The following is a 17,920-nucleotide window of genomic DNA, read 5'->3' as shown; positions in this document are numbered from 1 at the left end:
GGTGTTCTCCAGGGGAACCGTTGATGCGCTCATCATCGCGCAGCCATAGAATGGAGAAAACGCATATCTCAACTTTCCGATATGAGCCATATTGATATCTCGACGGTCGACCTGAATCTTCTGAAAATCTTCGAGGCGCTGTTTGAGGAAGGCGGGGCAAGCCGGGCCGCAATCCGCCTGGACATGACGCAGTCCGCAGTCAGTGCCGCATTGAGGCGGCTTCGGGACGTCTATTCGGACACGCTGTTTGTCCGCACGGGGCGCGGACTTGCGCCGACTTCGAGAGCCCGGGAACTGAAACCCATCATCAGCGAGGCGCTCGACCGATTTCGTCTCAGTCTCACGATCTCGACGCCGGACGCCAGGTCTTTTTATGGCCGCGCCGTATCGATCGGCCTCTCCGACGACATCGAGATCGCCGTGGGACGCAAGATCATGGATGCGGTTGACCGGCGCGCCCCTGGCTTACGGATCATTTTTCGACAGACGTACAGCCAGATCGTCAGCGATTCGCTGGCAAACCAGGAAATGGATCTGGCTATCACGGCGGGCGGACTCGCGTTGCGAGGACTCGGCCATCAGGTGCTGGCCGAGGGGGACTATGCCTGTCTGGCCGACCGTGCCAGTCTCAAGGGCGCGGCAAGCGAATTGACGATCGAGGAATATGTCGCGCGTGGGCATATCCTCGTGTCTGCCGGCGGCGTGGTGGGGATTGTCGACGAAGGGCTGGCCGCACTCGGCCTGAAACGCAAGGTCATCGGATCGACCACGCATTTCGCCGGCTTGCCCTTTTTATTGACGGGGAGCCGCGCCGTGGCGACGATTCCGCGGCACGCGGCCGATGCGATTGCGCGCATGACGGGTTTGCGGTTGCTGGCCTGTCCGCTGGTCCTGCCACACTATGCCATCGAGCTTGGTTGGCGTAACAGTTCGCTGCGCGATGCGGCGGTCGTTACGGTTCAGGCTGCGATTGTGGAGTGCTTTGCCAATTTTGCTTCGCGCTGATAGGAGGATCGATCGAATGGCTCTCAACGATCTTCGCCTGATTCTGCCGGATACGATCGGCCCACGCCGCTCGTTCCCGGGCGCGCAACACGCGGCTGAATGACAGCGGTCATTTGCCTCGTGCCCTGACGAGGCGATCACCGCCCGTTGTCGCGTTTAAGCGCGGATGGTCCCTTTCACCTAGCCGAACGCCGGCTCCGAGAACCGCTCGATCCAGGCCGCCAGGCGGTCGGCCGTAAAACTGGCCGCCCGCGTGCCGGCGCGGCAGACGATGGCGTCGCCGTCGCGCACGAACTGCAGGGCGCCGCCGGCTTCTTCCAGCCAGAGCAGGCAGGCCAGCCAGGCCGCGTGTTCGCTCGATACGGTTTGACCGACCGGGCGGGTGAGGAACTCGCTCAGCGTGGCCGGCGAAGTCCAGATCAGCGCATCGCCGTCGCCGCGCACCGCGGCGCCGAGAACTTCGGTCACGACCCGCACCGCATCGGCCGCGCCGCGCCCCGCATTCTGCGTGCGCAGCTCCGCGAGGCGCGTGCCGACCGCGTGGCCGAAGCGCCCGCTGCATTCGCTCTCGGCACGCACGAGGTCGGCGTAGTCCATGCGCTGCCAGTCCGGCTCCACCTTGCGCGTACCCGCCAGGTCGGTGCCGGCCAGGTAGGTTTCCACCGGCTGGAAGCGGTCCGGGCCGATCAGGCTCGCGCACAGCGTGTGCACGATGCCGACGCGGGTGGCCACGGTCTGCGTCTGCAGCACGCCGAGCTTCTCGCGCACGAGCTGGTCGCGTTCCTTGCGCAGTCCCGCCAGTTCCAGCGCCTGCTTCATCTCCATGCGCAGCGCCGAGATGTCCCACGGCTTCTTGATATAGCGATGTATCTGGCCCTGGTTGACGGCCTCGACGGTCTGGTCCAGTTCCGAATAGGCCGTCGTCAGAATCCGCACGATGTGGGGATAGCGCTCGCGCGCATAGCGCAGCAGTTCGTTGCCGTATTCGCCCGGCATGCGCTGGTCGGACACCAGCACGGCCAGGCTGGCGGCGTGGGCGTCCAGCATCGCCTTGCCGTCTTCCACGGAGGCGCCCGTCACCACCGGCGCGATCGCGCCGATGGCGCGCTCGAAGTATTTGACCGCGGTGGCTTCGTCGTCAACGAACAGAATCGCCGGGGGCGGTGTCTGGTCGGCAATCGTATTGCTCATTGGTCACTCCTGTGCATTCGAATCTTCAAATTGGGGCAATCCAGCGCCACGCTCGTGCCGGCGCCGGACGCGGATGCGATCCCGATACGGCCGCCCGGGAACGGCATGACGCGCTTGCGGAAAATCATCTTGAAGCCGCTCACGCCGGCGCGAGCGATAACTGCTTCGAGCAACGCGCGCGGCATCACTTCGGGCGCGATATCGGGACTGCCGTCGCCGCGGCCAGCACCTCGCGGACCGCGCTCACGCCTAGCGGCTTCTCCAGGATTCGAAACACCTCGCCGGAATTGACCACTTCCAGCAGCGCGCCGTAGTCCGCGTAGGCGGTCACGAGGATTCGCACGATATGCGGATACTCCTGGGCGACCTGCCGCAGCAGCTCGTCGCCGTTCGGGCCCGGCATGCGGAAGTCGGTCACGAGGACCGCCACCCGCGCACCTTCGCGGCGCAGGATCGACATGGCCTCGTCCGCGCCGTCGGCGAGCAGCACCTCGTAGTCGCCGCCGGCCGAACGCGCGAAGTACTTGCGGGCCAACTCCTCGTCGTCGACATAGACGACGGTCTGCCGGGCTTGTTGTGTCTCGCTCATCTCGGCATCACTCGACGCGTGGCAGGTCGAAGTTGAACGCGGTCCATTCGCCCAACTGGCTTTCTGCGAACAGGGTGCCGCCGTGCCGCTCCACCACCGCATAGCTGATGGACAGGCCAAGGCCGAGGCCCTGGCCGACTTCGCGGGTCGTGAAGAAGGGTTCGAACACGCGCGCCAGATTTTCCGCGGCAATTCCCGGGCCGTTGTCGCGCACATTCACGTGCAGCCGCTCGTCGCGCCATTGCGCCATGACATGAAGCTGCGGTGCCGCGGTGCCGGCCTTGTGCATGGCCAGCGCGGCATTCGAGAACAGGTTGATGAGCACGCCGATGATGGCGGCTTCGTCGCCGAGCACCAGGGTGTCGCCAGGCAGCTCGCGCGTGAGCGTCACGCCGCGCAGCTCATGGGCGCTCAGCCGGATCGACGCGTCGAGCGCCTTCTCGAACAGGAACGGCACGCCCTCCGCGGTCGCGCCGGGCTTGCGATAGGCAAAAGTCTTCAGGTCCGACACGATGTGCTGGATGCGGTGCATGCCTTGCCGCGCGTCCGTCAGGCATTCCTGCAGCGACGGGCTTTCCTTGACCTGCGATTCTTCCATGGCCACTTCGATCGCCATCAGGCAGAAGTTGACCGGGTTGTTGACCTCGTGCAGCAGCCCCGCGGACAACGTACCGATGGCCGCCATCTTCTCCTGCTGCAGCAACTGGCCCTTGATCTGCGACAGGCTTTCATTGGTGCGGGCCAGCTCGTCGTTCTTGTGCGCCACTTCGTCCTTGAGCCGGAAAAGCTGGAAACGGCCCTTCTCGTTGAAGTAGGTGTAAATGGAGCTGGCCACCGCGCAGAAGAAGATCAGGATGAGCTGGAACTGGAATTTGCTCGGGTCCAGGATGCCACCCGGATGGGCCTGGCAGGCGATGTAGTAGAGCAGGACCGTGGCGAGGCCGAATGCCAGCGTCTGCCAGTAGCCGGCGGGAAACAGGATGCCGACCGCGAAGATCGTCAGCATGAGCCCGGCATAGAACAGCGACGCCTCGCCCTGGGTGGCGTAAATCATCCACGAGATCATGACCTGCGGCAGCAGCAGCCAGAAGAAGGTGATGACCTGCACGTGGCGTTTGCCCGCTTTCGTGTAAAGCGAGAGCAAGGCCAGGCCGATGGCCGCGCTGGTCAGCACCCGGACGATGGCAAAGCGCTTCTGCTCGGCCGGATACACGACATAGTCCATCGCCACGCCCATCAGCACCAGCACGATCACGGTCAGGCCGCCGGCCTTGCTGCACAGCAACCGGTAGTCGCGCAGCTCTTCACGATAGTTCGATTGCAACCCAACCAGGGATGTCGTCATCTCAGGCTACTTGTTGCGGGCCGATCACCGCCTCGGCGAACACGTTAACGCCGGTCGGGTCCGTGTACAGACGCGGCTCGCCGCAGTTCTCCGGCATGATGTCGGCCATCTGCGCCTCGTTGCGATAGATCAGGTACCACTCCAGCACGTGTTCCATGCTGAAGCGCTCCGGGTTGTCGGCGTGGACGTTGGTGACCAGCAGGCGGCCGCCGCGGCGGATACGGCTGGCGAAATACTGGTTCAGCCGCGCACAGACCTTGTCCGACAGGTAGTCGAACAGGCCCGCGCAATAGACCGCGTCGAACTCGCGGACGTCCGCCGCATCCGCATCCATGCGGCGCTTGAGCAGGTGATGGACCGAATCGTGCGTGTAGCTGATGCTCATGCGCGCGGCCTGTTTCTGCGCGATGGACCCGAGGCGCTCGCGCGTCCAGTCCAAAGTCTCCTGGCTGAAGTCGAGCAGCTCGAACGACAGCCACTCCGGTTCGTCGTATTCATGCATGAAGCGCTGGATTTCCTGAGCGGGGCCGCAACCCACGTTCAGCACCCGGAACGGCCGCTGTGCAGCGCGCGCTTCGTTGGCCAGCCGGGTCAGGTAGTCCACCAGCAGATCGATGCGATTGCGGTGCGCGCGTGCCACGGCCGTCTGCAGGAAGGCCGCGTTGACGATCTGGAAGTACGTGCTCGGGCCCTGGCGGGGATCGTCGAGCATCTGGTTGACCATCTGGTAGTCGCCGGCATAGCCGAGCGGCTTCGTGAAGGTGCGGAAGACGAAGGGCGAGCGCAGCAGCAGCGGATGGAGCGCGGCCTGGGCAAAGGCACGGTGCGCCGGCGCCAGTTCTTCGTCGACGAGGCGCGCTTCGCCTTCGAATTCGTCGAAGTAGAGCTTGGTCTTTTCCATCAGCGGCGATGCCAGTTCGAGGAAAAAGTCCTCGCGCAGGCTTTTGCCTTCCTTCGGCATGGTGTCGCCCAGGTCCGCCTGCTCGACCCAGCGCGACATGTCCGAGAGAAACGCCCGGATCTGGTTGACCGCGATCTGGTAGTCACGGCGGATCTGGAAACGCTCGGTCCAGTCCTGCACGAAGCGGCTGGCTTCTTCCCCCACCGCGCGCGCTTCGAGCGTGCCGCCGCTCAGTTCCCGCCACTCGGCGATCAGCGTGACGGAGACAATGGCCGTCAGGCCCGTATTGACCATGCTGATGACGACGGCCTTGCCCGAATAGACGTGTTCCACGCCCATCTTGACCGACAGGTCGCTCAGCACCTCGCTGACCTGGACGATCGAGTAGGGGTTATAGACTTCCATCACCAGGGACTTGCGCTGGAGATTGATGATCGTGCCCCGTACCTGCTCGCCTTGCGAGTTGAGGAAGCTCACTACCGGATCGATTTGCGTTTTGTAATACACAATATTGCGGCCAGGTAAGTACTACGAGAAGCTGGTTTGAAATTTGGTGCGCCATACCCCAGAGCAGCCAGGCTGGCAGGTCGGCCAGCTTGGCACCGATGGTTTCCCTCGTTCAGACGCCGAAGCGTCGCCATCGGTATTTCAGTTGCCGCCACGGCAACCGGTTTTTTCTGGGTGGGCACCACTTCTTCCCGAACTGCATCGGCGAGACAGGTTATGCCTCTGTCCTGCACGCGTCGCCTCGCGACAGCACATGCGCTAACGGCACCACGGTTTTAACGGGACTCGTTAGCCAAGGGGCTGAAGGCCGGTTTCGGAACGGATTGCGGAACGAAATGGGCCTGTGCGATTGCAGCATTCTACTGATAAAAAAGAATGCTGTCGTCCAGCGAGGATTTCGTCGGCGAGGCTTTCCGGCGGCACTCGACAGGCGGCGTATGGAAAACGAAGGCAAGCTGCGGAGCCGCTTGCCAGGGCGCTATATTCGGATGATTAAGGGGCGTGAGTGCGAGAGTCGCGCATTGCGAATTGTGCATGGCGCATAGCTCTCCGGATATTGCGGCGGGGCAACACTATCTTCGTTTCAATAGTGTGTTTTTCTTGGGGTGAATCTCGGCGAGAAGCTGGAGTTGTTTTGCTATAGGCCGCGCATGAATCTGTGGTCGTGTTTCTCGTATATCTCGTACTCGGTGCCATTCGCTACCTCTGTAATTGGTGCGTGCATGCGAGGCAAAGACGACGCGGTTTGCGGACCTCGTGTCGACAGCATGACAGGCTGTCAAGCCACCTATCGAACACCCCCCAAAATGCACTCGACCTCGCTCGCGACTTTCAGAAGCGCGCCATCGTCGCCTGGCCTTGCCACGATCTGCATGGCAACGGGCAGCGAATCCGTGGGCGATGCAAGCGGAATGGAGATCGCGGGAAAGCCCGACACGTTGAACGGCGCCGTGTAATTCATGAGCGCTTGCCGCACGGTCCCCGACCAGGCGCCTATGGACAGGGTCTGCATGCCCGTCAACGGTGCCACGCACGGACAGGTCGGCAGGAGCAGATAATCGACTGTCGCGAGAGCCGCGTGTAGCCGTTGAATGAATGCATGCCTCGTCTGCTGCGCGTCCGCGTAGCCGCGAATCGTCCTGTCCTGCGCCATCGCGAGCCGCTCCTGGGTCTCCGCGCCATAGCCGGCAGCAATGCGGGACAACGGGTTTCGTCGCAGGTGTTCGATACTGCCTTCGGTCAGCACGATGGTGGCGAACGAATCGTACACGCCGTCGAAGAGTGTCTTCGTCTCGACGTGCTCCATCGCGAATACGCCGCTGAGTTTGCCCACCGCATGCTCGAATGCCGTGGCGACTTCCGCGCTGAGCGGCACCGGCGGAATGGAATGGATGACGCCGAGCCGCGCGGAGAGCCATGCATCGCTTTCGCAGATGTCGATGTCGCTGGCGCCGGCCAGGATCAGAATGTCGTCGACATTGCGGCCAAGGAAGCCCGGATGATCGACGCTCGGAGCAAGCGGAAAAATGCCGCGCGTCGACAGCTTGCCCAAAGTCGGTTTGAAGCCTGCGACTCCGCAGAGTGCCGCGGGTATCCGGACCGAGCCGCCCGTGTCGGTGCCCAGTCCTGCCGCCACGGCGCCGGCCGCGATCGCCGCTGCCGCGCCGCCGCTCGATCCGCCGGGTATGCGATGCGTGTCCAGCGGATTCAGGGTATCGCCGAATGCCGTGCTCGATGTCGTGACGCCCCAGGCAAACTCGTGGGTGGTCGTTTTGCCGATGACGATCGCGCCTTTTTCCACGAGTGTCCTGACGATATCGGCGTCGGCGTCGGGAATATGGCCCAGATAAGCCGGCGAACCATAACGTGTTTCGATACCGCGAGTGTCGATCAGATCCTTGACCGCGATCGGCACGCCTTCGAGCGGCCTCGGCTGGCCCGCGGCATAGCGTCGATCGCTCTCGGAAGCCGCGCGCAAGGCGTGATCCCAATCGATCACCGAGAACGCATTGAACTGCTTCCTGCTGTACTCCGCACGTTCGAGCGCCGACTCCGTCAGCTCGCGGGAGGTCGCGCGTGCACTGCGTAGCGCGGTGAGCGCGTCACGCAAACCCGGCGCGCGGGTCGTCTCGTCGGAGACCATCGCATTGTGACTCGTTACCATAGATGCTCCAGAAACGTTTCGAGTGCGGCCCGGCTGTGATCGTTCAGGTCGCCGACTTCGGTCGGATAGTTCTTCTGGAGCAGTTCGGCAACCTTGACGAGATGAGCTTGATCGAAACCGAGGTCTCTCAGCCTCGATGGCAAACCGAGCCGTTCGACGCATGCCGATATCCTGTCGGCCAGCAGAAACGCGGCTTCTTTGTGCGGGGCACCGGCGCAAAAGATCCGCAGTTTGTCGCCGTAGCGGTCCGTGCTGGCGCGCAATACCGGCGCCAGCGTGATGCACGAAGTCGCGCTATGCGGCAGGCCGAACGTACCCCCGAGGATGTGCCCGATGCGGTGGCTCAGACCATAGAGGACCGATGCGGGGAAGAAATAACATTGCCACGCAGCGAGCTGGAGTTGCAGCAGATCGTCGAGCGTAATGAGGCCCTGCTCCAGGGCGTCGCGGGTCTCGAGCCCGTGCGGCCACTTTTCGAGCACCGAGAAAAATCGCTCGACGCCCGCTGACGCCAGCACCGCATGCGGATGCGCCACATCGACTTCCCGCATGCCTTCCACGGCATGGTCGATTCCCTTGATCGCCGAAGTCAGCAGGAGCTCGCGAGGCGTATTCAATAGCAGCCTCGGATCGAGCGCCACGACTTTGGGCACCGTATCGCGGACCGCGTAGCTTCGCTTGAACGGCTCCGCACCATGAGTTTCCGTGACGCCGAAATAGTGCGAAAACTCTGCTCCCGACAGGGTGGTGGGAAAAGCGGCAATCGGCAGAAAGCGCCCCGTGCGCTCGTGGTGAAAGTGCGAGGCGGCCTTGGCCGCGTCGAGAACGGAGCCGCCGCCGAGCGCGACGATCGAATCGGCGCCGAGCCGCACGGCTTCGTCGAGGCCATGTCGAACGGCCGTGTCCGGGGCGTGGGCCGGCAGTTGGCTGAAGATGCCCACGGCTTGTTCGAGATGGGCGGACAGATGCTGTTCGTAGAATGGCCGCAGACGCTCGACCGTAAAAACCAGTGGCCGTCCAATGCCGTGCTGTCCGAGTGCCGCCGCCGATTCCGCGAGGATGTCACGTCCCCAGTAGATCGCGCCGTGGGGAAGCCAGTTGAGACGTTGCATCGATTCTGCTCCAGGGAGAACGTTGTCTGTCATGTTCCGATGGAGACCAGGATAGGGGATCGCGCCGTGTTCTGGAATACGCGCTGCGTGAACGCAGCGTCCAGAAAAATCGAACGTGGCGTGAACGGCGCACGTCGCGCCGCTGTCATGCGGAAAGCGCGCGGCGGTGTGGGCTCAGGAAGTCGATGCCTGGCCGAAAGCCATCACTCTGGGCAGTTCCGCCGCGAGGAAATCGACGAGTGATCGTACGGCCGGAAGCAGTCCCTTGCGGTAAGGGATCAGCGCGGAAATATGCGCTTCGGCGGCGATCCATCCGGGCAATAGCTGACGGAGCGTGCCGGCTTGCAGCTCGGCGCGGCAGATATAGCCGGGCAGCGCCGCGATGCCGAGATTGGTGCTCGCGGCCTCTTTGAGCGAAATCAGGTTGTTGCTCTGGTAGCGCGGCGCGATCGGGACCGTGACGAGTTCGCCGCTCGGCCCCTGGAGTTGCCATTGCGACGGACCTTTGCGGGCGATCGAGAGCGTCGTGTGCGCTTCGAGCTGTTCGGGACGTTCGAGTGGCGGGTTCTGTTCGAGGTATTCGGGGCTGGCAAACAGATACCATGGCGCGCTCGTCAGCGGCCGTTGAATCAGATTGGAATCCTGAAGCCTCGTAGCGTGTCCGCGAATCGCAAGATCGTAGCCTTCGCCCACGATGTCGACCAGGCGATCCGTCGCGTTTTCGTGGATGGACACTTTCGGATGCGCGCGCAGGAAGGCCGGCAGCACATCGCGCAGGATGTATTGCGCAATTTCGATCGGGGCGGTAATGCGGATGACCCCGCTAGGCTCGGCGAGCCGCTGGCGCATGGCTTCTTCGGCGACTTCCGCGCTACGCAGCAGCGCAACCGCATATTGATAGAACTCCGCGCCGACCTCGGTCATGGAAAACTGCCTTGACGTACGGTTGATCAGGCGAACGCCCAGGAAAGCTTCGAGTTCCTTGATGCGGTGGCTCAGCGTGGACTTCTGGACCCCGAGCATGTCGCCGGCGGAGGTGAATCCGCCACGGTCGGCAACCTGTACAAAGAAGTAGACGTCCTTCAGGTCAAGCATTGTTTTCGCCTTGTCGATGGTTTGCGGCCGCGCTTGCGGCTCCACACGGAGCCGGGTGGGGCACAGTGTACTGCGTGCGGCGCGAGAGGGCGGGTCTCGCGGGCAGTGCGCGGCGCGCTATTTCATGATCGTTCGCCATCGTCGAACTTATCGTTCAACCGGCGATGTTTTCTCAATCGAAACGTACCGACTAAGCTTTCGGTGACCAATCAGGATCAGTCACGATCTTCGCGATTGGATGTGAGAAACCATTTCAGGCAGGAGGCAATCATGGTAGCGATCAAAGGATTTCATCACCTGACGGCGGGAGTGGGCGGCGCGCAGGAGGACGTCAGTTTCTATGTGAAGCTTCTCGGGCAGAAGCTTGTCAAGAAGACGGTATTGTTCGACGGGAAAGATCCGATCTATCACCTGTACTACGGCAATCCGGATGGCGAGCCGGGAACCCTGGTGACCTCGTTTCCGTTCAGGCAGAAGGGCGTCAAGGCACGGGCCGGATCGGGACAGGTGCGGGTCATCAACTATTCGGTGCCGCGCGATTCGCTCGGGTTCTGGCGGGCACGATTCAGTGCCATGGGGGTGGCGCACGACGATGCGGTGACCGAGCGCTTCGGCGAAAAACGTCAACGGTTCCAGCATCCGTGCGGCATCGAGTTCGATCTCGTGGAGACGGACGCCGATACGAGGCAGCCTTGCACGACCGACGATATTCCGGAAGACGTTGCCGTGCGCGGCGTGCATAGCGTTACGCTCTCGCTGCGCGAGGTATCGGAGTCGATCCCGTTCATGAGCGAGGTTCTCGATTTTCGCTATGTCGGAGAGTCCGGGCCTTACCATCGCTTCGAGACGCATACGGGCGGGCCCGGGATGGTCGTCGAATTTCTTCACGAGCCGGATCGTCACCAGGGTTCGACGATCTATGGCGAAGGCACGGTTCATCACGTCGCGTTTGCGGTGGACAGCAAGCACGATCAGGATGCACTCAAGACGAAGCTGATGGGGCTCGGCTATATCGACACATCGGAATCGGTCGACCGGAACTACTTTCGTTCGATGTACTTCAAGATGCCCGGCGGCGTTATTTTCGAAGCGGCGACAACCGATATCGGCTTTGCCATCGACGAAGAACCCGGACATTTCGGCGAGGAGTTCCAGTTGCCGCCCTGGCTCAGGGAGCGCAAAGATGAACTGCTCGGGCGGCTGGAGCCGATTGCCGTGTGATGTTGTGGTCGGCGCGCGCGGGTAACGATGTGGGCGGGTCGGAACGGAAGGCGTGTTCGCGAGGCAGTGTGCAGGCGATTTGTCAGCGCCATGGGCATGAGGTGCGGACGATCTCCTGTTCCCAGCCGACGCTCGTCCGCCACCCGCGAATACCCGACAGAAAAGCGCCGCCGGCGGTTTGTGGCCAATCTCCTCAAACCGCGCATTGGTAGAACGAACCGTACGAGGACATGTAATATGGCAAGCAGCTTTTCGCGAATTGCCGGGAAGTTGTAGCGGCCCACCTATTTCCAACCAATCCGTGGCAACTCAGACGGCAATCGACATACTGGAAGTCGAACTCATGACACTTGAGGAGCCGAGCCCATGGGAAGCATCAATGCAGTGCTGGCGGCTGCCGTCGTTTTCGTCGGCAGCCATTTCCTATTGTCCCATCCGTTGCGCAGCCGCCTGGTCGGCGCAATTGGCGAAGCGGGCTTCCAGGGCGTCTATTCGCTGATTGCACTCCTGACGTTCGGCTGGCTGATTCTCGCTTATCGAAAGGCACCGCTGACGGCGCCACTCTGGCCAGCAGGCAACACGCTCTGGGCGATCGTGACCGTGGTCATGCTGATCGCTTCGATTCTTCTGATGGGCTCCCTGATCCGAAACCCGGCGCTGCCCACGGGTGGCCGGCCCGGCTCGTTCCCGGAAGCGGCACTCGGCGTTTACGCGGTGACGCGTCACCCGATGATGTGGTCGTTCGCGCTGTGGGGGCTGTGCCACATCGCGGTGTTCCCCGTGACCAAAAGCATCATCGTCGCGGCGGCCATCGTCGTTCTCGCGCTTGTCGGCGCCGCACTGCAAGACCGCAAGAAGGAGCGCTTGCAGCCCAATCAGTGGCCCGCCTGGGAGTCCAGAACGAGCTATCTGCCGTTCGCGGCTATCGTCGCCGGCCGCGCGCGGTTCGGTGGATTCGGGTTGCACGCTCTGCTGGGCGGCCTCGTCGTCTGGCTCGTGGCGACCTGGGCGCATATCCCGCTCGCCGGTATGGCGGCGGGCATCTGGCGCTGGCTGTAGCGGAATCAACTCCGCTCGCCCCACAGGTCGTCAACGGCGCGGATCGCCAGCAGGTAACCGTTGGCGCCCGCCCCGCAGATCACGGCCGTGGCCGCCACCGAGATCGTCGAGTGGCGGTATTCCTCGGAGCGGCGGTGGATATTGGTGATATGCACTTCCACCACCGGCCGGCGAATCAGCTTGACCGCGTCGAGCACGGGAATTCGCCCGAACGAAAAGCCGGCCGGATTGATGATGAGCGCGGCATCCTGCAGGAACGCTTCCTGGGTCCAGTCGATCAGCGTGCTTTCGCTGTTGGTCTGACGGAATACGCAGTCGAACCCGAGCGTGTCGGCCAGCGCGGCGCAGTTCCGTTCGATGTCCTTCAGCGTGGTGCTGCCGTAAAGCTGAGGCTCCCTCATGCCGAGCATGTTGAGGTTGGAGCCGTTCAGGATGTAGAGCTTGCGAGTCATGGTTTCAATGTGTAGTGGAGCGTTCGAGGGCCGTGTCGCGGGTTTCGCGCGATACCGCGATCATGAGGAAGGAGAGCAGGTTCAGCGAGCCGCAGACCGCGACGATGGCCCACGGCGAACCGTGAAACGCATTGAGCAGCGCCACGGCAACGATCGGCATCGGCCCGCCGGTGAGCAGGTTGGCTCCCGAGTACGATAGCGCGGAACCGGTGTAGCGTGCCTCGGTGGGAAAGGACTCGGCGAACCATACTGGCTGGATGCCGCTCTGGAATTGCGTGAAGCCGAGGAAGGCGCCCATCACGGCCATCGTCATGCCGATCGAGCCGTGGCTGAGGATCGGAAAGTAGATCAGGCAGCAGACCAGTGTGCAGAACGAACCGATCAGCAGCGCGCGTTTGCGTCCGATCCGGTCGCTCAGATAGCCGCCCGCCAGTGCGCCCACGATCGCGCAGACGTTGGCGACCATCAGAAGCATGAAGCCCGTCTGTTTCGGCACGCCGAGGTTCTTCGTCAGATAGCTCAGCGAGAAGACCACGATCAGATAGAACAGCGCTGCCGGACCGCAGAAGAACAAGGTCAGGCGCAGCGCGGTACGCCAGTGGAAGCGGCAGACGAGGCCGAGCGGATTGGCGGCGCGTGCCTGCCCGCCGTTCTTTCTGAGCGCTTCGAAGGCCGGCGTTTCGCTGACCTTCATACGGATATAGATGCCGAGCAGCAGAAGCACGAAGCTCGCGAGGAACGGGACTCTCCATCCCCAGGATTCGAAGTCTTCGGTCGACAGCAGGCTTGCCAGCATGAACAGCGCGAGATTGGCGAGGATCTGGCTAAGCGGCGAGCAGATGCCAAGCAGACCTGAATACAGCCCGCGCCGTGTCGGAGACGCATGCTCGACCGCCATCAGTTGCGCACCCGTCGATTCCCCGCCGAGCGCGAAACCCTGGATGATGCGCAGCGTGACGAGCAGCGTCGGCGCGAGGATGCCGACCTGCTGGTAAGTGGGCAGCAGCCCCATCAGGAACGACGACGCGCCCATCACCGAGACCGTGACCAGCATCAGGTTGCGGCGGCCCCAGCGGTCGCCGAGCATGCCGCAGATCACCGCGCCGAGCGGGCGGGCGGCGAGCCCGGCCCAGAAGCTCGCCAGCGACGCGAGCAGCGAGGCGGTCGGGTCGAGCGACGGGAAAAACAGCCGCGGAAAAAGCGTGGCCGCGACAGCGCCGTACAACGCGAAGTCGAACCATTCCAGCGCGGTGCCGACGGTGGCCCCCGCCACGGCGCGACGCGCCATCAAGTGAGAGTGCGCGGATCGTTCACGCGCGGCGATGTCTGGGTCAGCGAGAACTGACATGGTGTCTCCCCAATGTTCGATATGGTCGGGCGTTCGTATGTGGCGACGAACTGGTGCTATTGTTTGCGCTGCAAAGGCGGGGCGTTCCGCACCGGAATTACATTTCACATCATGAAGAGTGCGCGAGATGTCGCTTAAAAACGGCCTGAGAATTCTCGATTTCCTCGCTTCGCAAGGCGAAGGCGCGGGTCTGCTGGCCATTGCCGATGCACTGGCCTTGCCGCGCAGCACGTGCCACCGCGTGCTCGCGGAGCTCGTCGACGGCGGGTATGTCAGGCAACTGGTCGATCACAGCCGCTACATCCTGACGATGCGCATGACCTCGAATGGCCTCGAATTCCTGAGCCTTACCGGTATCGCGGATATCGCCCAGCCGATCATCGAGCGCGTCGCCGCGCAGACCGGCGAGCTCGCGCGGCTCTCGCTGGTGGACGGCGAGGCGATCATCTGGGTCGGGAAAGCGGACGGACAGCGCACGGGTTTTCGCTACGATCCCGACATGGGCCAGGCCGCGCGGCTTTCGTGCACGTCGACCGGACATGCATGGCTCATGACGATGACCGACGAACAGGCGGTCGCGCTGGTCCTCAAGCAGGGCTTCGGACAACCGAACGAGTTCGGCCCCCATGCGCCGACGACGCTAAAAGCGCTGCTCGGCTTCCTGCACGCCGCGCGCGTGCGTGGCTATGCGATGATCGACGAGGTGTTTGCGCCGCGCATGTCGGCGGTGGCGACGCCGGTGGTGAGCGGCTCGCGCTGCGTCGGCGTCATCAGCCTGGCTGGGCCGAGAGTGCGGCTGACGGCCGAGAAGATTCACGAGTACTCGGTGCTGCTGCGCGAGGCGGCCACTGAACTGGCGCAACTGAGCAATATGGCCGGATTCCCCACGCGGCCGCCGCTCGGCAAGGGATGAACGGCAACGGGAGCGTGTCGTGCGTGGCGCGATCGGGCACACCGTTTCCGCCGATACTTCGCAGTTCGTGAGAATGGATTTTCACAGCTACGAGATGGGTGCTGGGCGACATTTTTTTCCTGTGTTAATCTGCGTTCCCTGAACATTCAATCGACCGGTTTTCACGACCCAAGATGGCTTGCGAAGCGTGTCAGCGAATGCTAGCGAGTGAAATGGCCCAGCCTCACCACGGACTGCGTGCATTGAACAGTCCGAGGAAACTGCGTCCATTACAGCGCCGCCCCGTACTGGTCCAACGGTACAGTTGCCGCCTATGCGGCATCAACTGGATGTGCGAGCATGATCCGGGTAATCCCGAGGTGCCCGACTGGACCTGCCTGTATTCCAACACCAGCATCCTTGACCCGTCGATGGACCTGGAGCCTGATCGGCCGATGCCCGGCTCTCATCAGGACCCCGGGAAGGGCCAGGCTGCCGTCGAGCATGCGGAGCAACTGGTGCACCGATTCAATTAGCGGCGACCGGCACATAGCTCGCTTCGCGTCATGACGGTGTGGCGGAAATAGCCTGGACGACTTCCTTGACAAGCGTGTTGGCTTCGTCGATATCGAAGTGCGGAGTCTGGGCGTTGCCCGAACTGCACAATGATCCATTGCTTCGGCGGTATCACGATGATCGATGAGTGGTGCGATCCAGTCTCATCCTGGACGTGCCGCGGCTGTGTCCTCGAAAATCTTTGCGGGCTGTTGCCCGCTCACGAAACGCTCACGAAAGTTTCGGAGCCGATGTCGTTGAGCCGTGGTGTCCGTCGCGATGCTCGCGGCATAGTCGGGACGTACGAAGCTGCGGCCCGCGACCGATAGCGCGATTGCGGCAGCGAGCCGTCGTTATCTTTCGCGGCGCATTCATCATGTATGAGAGCGGCCGGGTGGCGTGCCACCCGACCGCTCTTACATAGCGACTTCTTCAGGCTGCTTCAGACTGCTTCGCGCTTAGAACCACTGGCCGTTGAGCGCGCCCGGCGCGAGCGAGACGCCACGCAGCACTTCGCCGAAGTTTGCCTTACGCAGCGTGACGAAGCTCTCGTGCGCCGCGCCGCTCACCGTCGTATTGCCCAGCACGTCGCGAATCGCGACGAGATGGTTCGGGTCCGCGCCCTGATCGCCGCTGCCGCTCACGGTCGAGGTAATGGCCCAGAGGGTGACCGTGCCGTCGCCATCGATATGGCCCGTGAGATTGCGCAGGCCATCGGTGGCCGGAGCCCAAGGCAGGCCGGTCGCGCTGTTCGAGCCGCTCGGGTAGCCCGGCACCGTGTCGGCCGTGCCGAGACCGAGGCCGTTTTGCAGCGTGTAGGCGAGCTTCCACGACTTCGTGCCGGCGTTATACACCCACTTTTGCAGGCCCGCGGTGGTCTGAGCCGCAGCGTGCGTGTAGAGATCGGTGCCGCCCGCGTAACCGTCGCCTTCGTCGGAGACATAGAGCGTGTTGGCATTGGCGAACCAGATGCCGAACGGGTAGGCCGTCGTGGTCGCCGTTTTGTTAGGAGTCTTGGGGAAACCCGCTAGCACGCACACATTGTCTGGCAGGCCGCTCGCCTGGACCGTCGCCGGATTGTAGGCGAGCGGCTGCGTCGGCAGCTTCGCGCCCGGTGCGGGCACGCCCACGCCCGAGGGGCAGGCGTTGCCCGTCGTATCGACGAAGTAGACCGTATTCACGCCGTTGCCGCCGCTGCCCTTGGTGAAGTACACGACGTTGTTGAACACGGTCAGGCCGCGGAAGTTGTCGTCCTTGCCGACCTTGTCGGCCGGGGCGCCCAGCTGCGTGACGGAAAAGCTGCCGAGCGGCGTGGGCGTGCCCGGCGTTTGCTGTGCCTCGTGCTGATGCGTCGCCTCGATGAACTGCGAGCCCGCGCCAAGGATCACGTTCACGGGCTGCGGGTTTGCACCGTTGCCCGCGTTGCCGACGGTGTAGTAGAAGCCGTCGCCATTGCCGTTGGCATTGTTGTTGTTGAGAATCGCGTTGCGGCCGTTGTTGCCGCTATACGCGTTGGTCTCGGTGAAGGTGAAATGCCCTTGCTGGTCGACGCGCGCAACGGCGCGATAGAACGCCTCGCCAACCGGATTCGTCGGATCGTTTGCGCCCGGCGTGTTCGAGTTCGACACGTCGATGGCGTCGACGGGCGCGACATAGCCCATGAACGTCAGATACTGGCCGTCCGTGGAGAGGTTCAGGCCAAGCTCGGACTTGGAGCTGAAGCTCGTCACGAGCTGGTCGTGGCCGTCGCCGGGATGCAGGCTGTTCGGCACTTCGAGCGAGTTCACGACTTTGCCGTCCGGCGTGGTGGCATCCAGAAAGATGCGTGCCGTGATGCCGAAGCTCCCATCGTAGAGCGCGTTGTTGAAGACATAGGGATAGGTGCCGTCGTTCGTGGCGCCGTTGCCGCTCGGGCAGCCCACCTGGGTGTTCTTGCAGCCGGGCGGCAGGATCGTGCCGGTCTGCACGTTGCTCGACATATTGTCGTAGACGCTGCGGCTGACGACCAGCAGGCCCGGTCCGCCGAAAGACGGATCGGCACTGGCGCCCGCGCTGGCGCAGGCGAGTGCAAGGGCGAGAATGGTAGGACGAAAAGCAGAGCGAGGAGTTGCGATGGCCATCTGAAACACCTCCGTAATGAGTTGAAAACCTCTTGTTGGACGAGCTCGCGCTCAGTCACAACTAACGTAGCGGCATTTCATGAACGATTTGTTGCGAGATGGGGAATGACAAATACAGAACGATTCCTTTCGTTTTTAAATTATTTCGGATGTCTATTTATATGAATAGAAAAGAGCTGCTGGGGCAGGGTGTGTCATGGGTTCAGGTGGCGGAGATCGGGGCCATTGATCGTCATCCATGATCGGATGGTTTATTGGGTGAACTACCTGTTTATAAACTTGCATGATTTTTTGAAAGGCGGGGTGCAGGTTGACCCTCGCATGAACGTGAAGTAACGCCATCTGTTTGCGCAGGATAAGTCCG

General features: G+C 62.7%; 14 protein-coding genes. 4 read left to right on the top strand and 10 right to left on the bottom strand.

The features are described 5' to 3' along the window. Positions 1-81 precede the first annotated feature (81 nt). A complete protein-coding gene (locus F3J20_RS08065) occupies positions 82-1,005 on the top strand; it encodes a LysR family transcriptional regulator (RefSeq protein WP_167282987.1) in 924 nt (307 codons plus the stop codon). Positions 1,006-1,185: 180 nt separating this feature from the next. On the opposite strand, the gene F3J20_RS08060 is transcribed toward F3J20_RS08065, so the two are convergent. The 7 genes from F3J20_RS08060 to F3J20_RS08030 all read right to left on the bottom strand — a co-directional run bounded on the left by F3J20_RS08060 (position 1,186) and on the right by F3J20_RS08030 (position 9,909). Beyond that, positions 1,186-2,196, bottom strand: a complete 1,011-nt coding sequence (locus tag F3J20_RS08060; RefSeq protein ID WP_167282985.1) for a response regulator — start codon at positions 2,194-2,196, stop codon at positions 1,186-1,188. Positions 2,197-2,380: 184 nt separating this feature from the next. Further along, entirely contained in the window at positions 2,381-2,785 is a 405-nt protein-coding gene (locus tag F3J20_RS08055; RefSeq protein ID WP_167282983.1) for a response regulator, read from the bottom strand. Positions 2,786-2,792: 7 nt separating this feature from the next. Then, positions 2,793-4,130, bottom strand: coding sequence for an ATP-binding protein (locus F3J20_RS08050; protein WP_167047024.1), 1,338 nt, complete (start codon positions 4,128-4,130; stop codon positions 2,793-2,795). A gap of 1 nt (position 4,131) precedes the next feature. Further along, a complete protein-coding gene (locus F3J20_RS08045) occupies positions 4,132-5,538 on the bottom strand; it encodes a class I SAM-dependent methyltransferase (protein ID WP_167047022.1) in 1,407 nt (468 codons plus the stop codon). Positions 5,539-6,325: 787 nt separating this feature from the next. Continuing rightward, positions 6,326-7,702: an amidase gene (locus F3J20_RS08040; RefSeq protein ID WP_240162729.1), complete on the bottom strand. Its 1,377-nt coding sequence runs from the start codon at positions 7,700-7,702 to the stop codon at positions 6,326-6,328. Beyond that, complete coding sequence (locus F3J20_RS08035; RefSeq protein ID WP_167282981.1) at positions 7,696-8,814, bottom strand: iron-containing alcohol dehydrogenase; 1,119 nt, start codon at positions 8,812-8,814, stop codon at positions 7,696-7,698. The genes F3J20_RS08040 and F3J20_RS08035 overlap by 7 nt, the downstream gene beginning before the upstream one ends. 174 nt (positions 8,815-8,988) lie before the next feature. Beyond that, positions 8,989-9,909, bottom strand: coding sequence for a LysR substrate-binding domain-containing protein (locus tag F3J20_RS08030; protein WP_167047004.1), 921 nt, complete (start codon positions 9,907-9,909; stop codon positions 8,989-8,991). A gap of 270 nt (positions 9,910-10,179) precedes the next feature. Between F3J20_RS08030 and F3J20_RS08025 the strand changes: the two genes are divergently transcribed. Both F3J20_RS08025 and F3J20_RS08020 read left to right on the top strand, forming a co-directional pair. After that, positions 10,180-11,130 carry a ring-cleaving dioxygenase gene (locus F3J20_RS08025; RefSeq protein ID WP_167047218.1) on the top strand — a complete coding sequence of 317 codons (951 nt, stop codon included), beginning with the start codon at positions 10,180-10,182 and terminating at the stop codon, positions 11,128-11,130. A 366-nt stretch (positions 11,131-11,496) separates the two neighbouring features. Continuing rightward, positions 11,497-12,189: an NnrU family protein gene (locus F3J20_RS08020; protein WP_167282979.1), complete on the top strand. Its 693-nt coding sequence runs from the start codon at positions 11,497-11,499 to the stop codon at positions 12,187-12,189. A 5-nt stretch (positions 12,190-12,194) separates the two neighbouring features. Here the strand turns inward: F3J20_RS08020 and F3J20_RS08015 are convergent, their stop codons facing one another. Both F3J20_RS08015 and F3J20_RS08010 read right to left on the bottom strand, forming a co-directional pair. Further along, positions 12,195-12,641: a type II 3-dehydroquinate dehydratase gene (locus tag F3J20_RS08015; RefSeq protein WP_167046999.1), complete on the bottom strand. Its 447-nt coding sequence runs from the start codon at positions 12,639-12,641 to the stop codon at positions 12,195-12,197. A 4-nt stretch (positions 12,642-12,645) separates the two neighbouring features. Continuing rightward, positions 12,646-13,929: an MFS transporter gene (locus F3J20_RS08010; RefSeq protein WP_167283070.1), complete on the bottom strand. Its 1,284-nt coding sequence runs from the start codon at positions 13,927-13,929 to the stop codon at positions 12,646-12,648. Between the two features lie 187 nt (positions 13,930-14,116). On the opposite strand from F3J20_RS08010, the gene F3J20_RS08005 reads away from it, so the two are divergent. Then, positions 14,117-14,902: an IclR family transcriptional regulator gene (locus F3J20_RS08005; RefSeq protein ID WP_167282977.1), complete on the top strand. Its 786-nt coding sequence runs from the start codon at positions 14,117-14,119 to the stop codon at positions 14,900-14,902. A 992-nt stretch (positions 14,903-15,894) separates the two neighbouring features. Here F3J20_RS08005 and F3J20_RS08000 read toward each other — a convergent pair. Beyond that, positions 15,895-17,556, bottom strand: coding sequence for a hypothetical protein (locus F3J20_RS08000; RefSeq protein ID WP_167282975.1), 1,662 nt, complete (start codon positions 17,554-17,556; stop codon positions 15,895-15,897). Between the last annotated feature and the right edge of the window lie 364 nt (positions 17,557-17,920).

Source organism: Paraburkholderia sp. Cy-641 (assembly GCF_011752945.1).
Taxonomy (GTDB): domain Bacteria; phylum Pseudomonadota; class Gammaproteobacteria; order Burkholderiales; family Burkholderiaceae; genus Paraburkholderia.
This window is presented reverse-complemented; position numbering and strand designations above follow the sequence as displayed.

Bases quoted from the DNA above. Each gene is read 5' to 3' on its own strand.
- F3J20_RS08040 (WP_240162729.1), bottom strand. From the start codon at position 7,702: ATGGTAACGAGTCACAATGCGATGGTCTCCGACGAGACGACCCGCGCG.
- F3J20_RS08030 (WP_167047004.1), bottom strand. From the start codon at position 9,909: ATGCTTGACCTGAAGGACGTCTACTTCTTTGTACAGGTTGCCGACCGT.
- F3J20_RS08010 (WP_167283070.1), bottom strand. From the start codon at position 13,929: ATGGCGCGTCGCGCCGTGGCGGGGGCCACCGTCGGCACCGCGCTGGAA.
- F3J20_RS08005 (WP_167282977.1), top strand. From the start codon at position 14,117: ATGTCGCTTAAAAACGGCCTGAGAATTCTCGATTTCCTCGCTTCGCAA.
- F3J20_RS08020 (WP_167282979.1), top strand. From the start codon at position 11,497: ATGGGAAGCATCAATGCAGTGCTGGCGGCTGCCGTCGTTTTCGTCGGC.
- F3J20_RS08060 (WP_167282985.1), bottom strand. From the start codon at position 2,196: ATGAGCAATACGATTGCCGACCAGACACCGCCCCCGGCGATTCTGTTC.
- F3J20_RS08055 (WP_167282983.1), bottom strand. From the start codon at position 2,785: ATGAGCGAGACACAACAAGCCCGGCAGACCGTCGTCTATGTCGACGAC.
- F3J20_RS08035 (WP_167282981.1), bottom strand. From the start codon at position 8,814: ATGCAACGTCTCAACTGGCTTCCCCACGGCGCGATCTACTGGGGACGT.
- F3J20_RS08050 (WP_167047024.1), bottom strand. From the start codon at position 4,130: ATGACGACATCCCTGGTTGGGTTGCAATCGAACTATCGTGAAGAGCTG.
- F3J20_RS08065 (WP_167282987.1), top strand. From the start codon at position 82: ATGAGCCATATTGATATCTCGACGGTCGACCTGAATCTTCTGAAAATC.
- F3J20_RS08000 (WP_167282975.1), bottom strand. From the start codon at position 17,556: ATGGCCATCGCAACTCCTCGCTCTGCTTTTCGTCCTACCATTCTCGCC.
- F3J20_RS08025 (WP_167047218.1), top strand. From the start codon at position 10,180: ATGGTAGCGATCAAAGGATTTCATCACCTGACGGCGGGAGTGGGCGGC.
- F3J20_RS08015 (WP_167046999.1), bottom strand. From the start codon at position 12,641: ATGACTCGCAAGCTCTACATCCTGAACGGCTCCAACCTCAACATGCTC.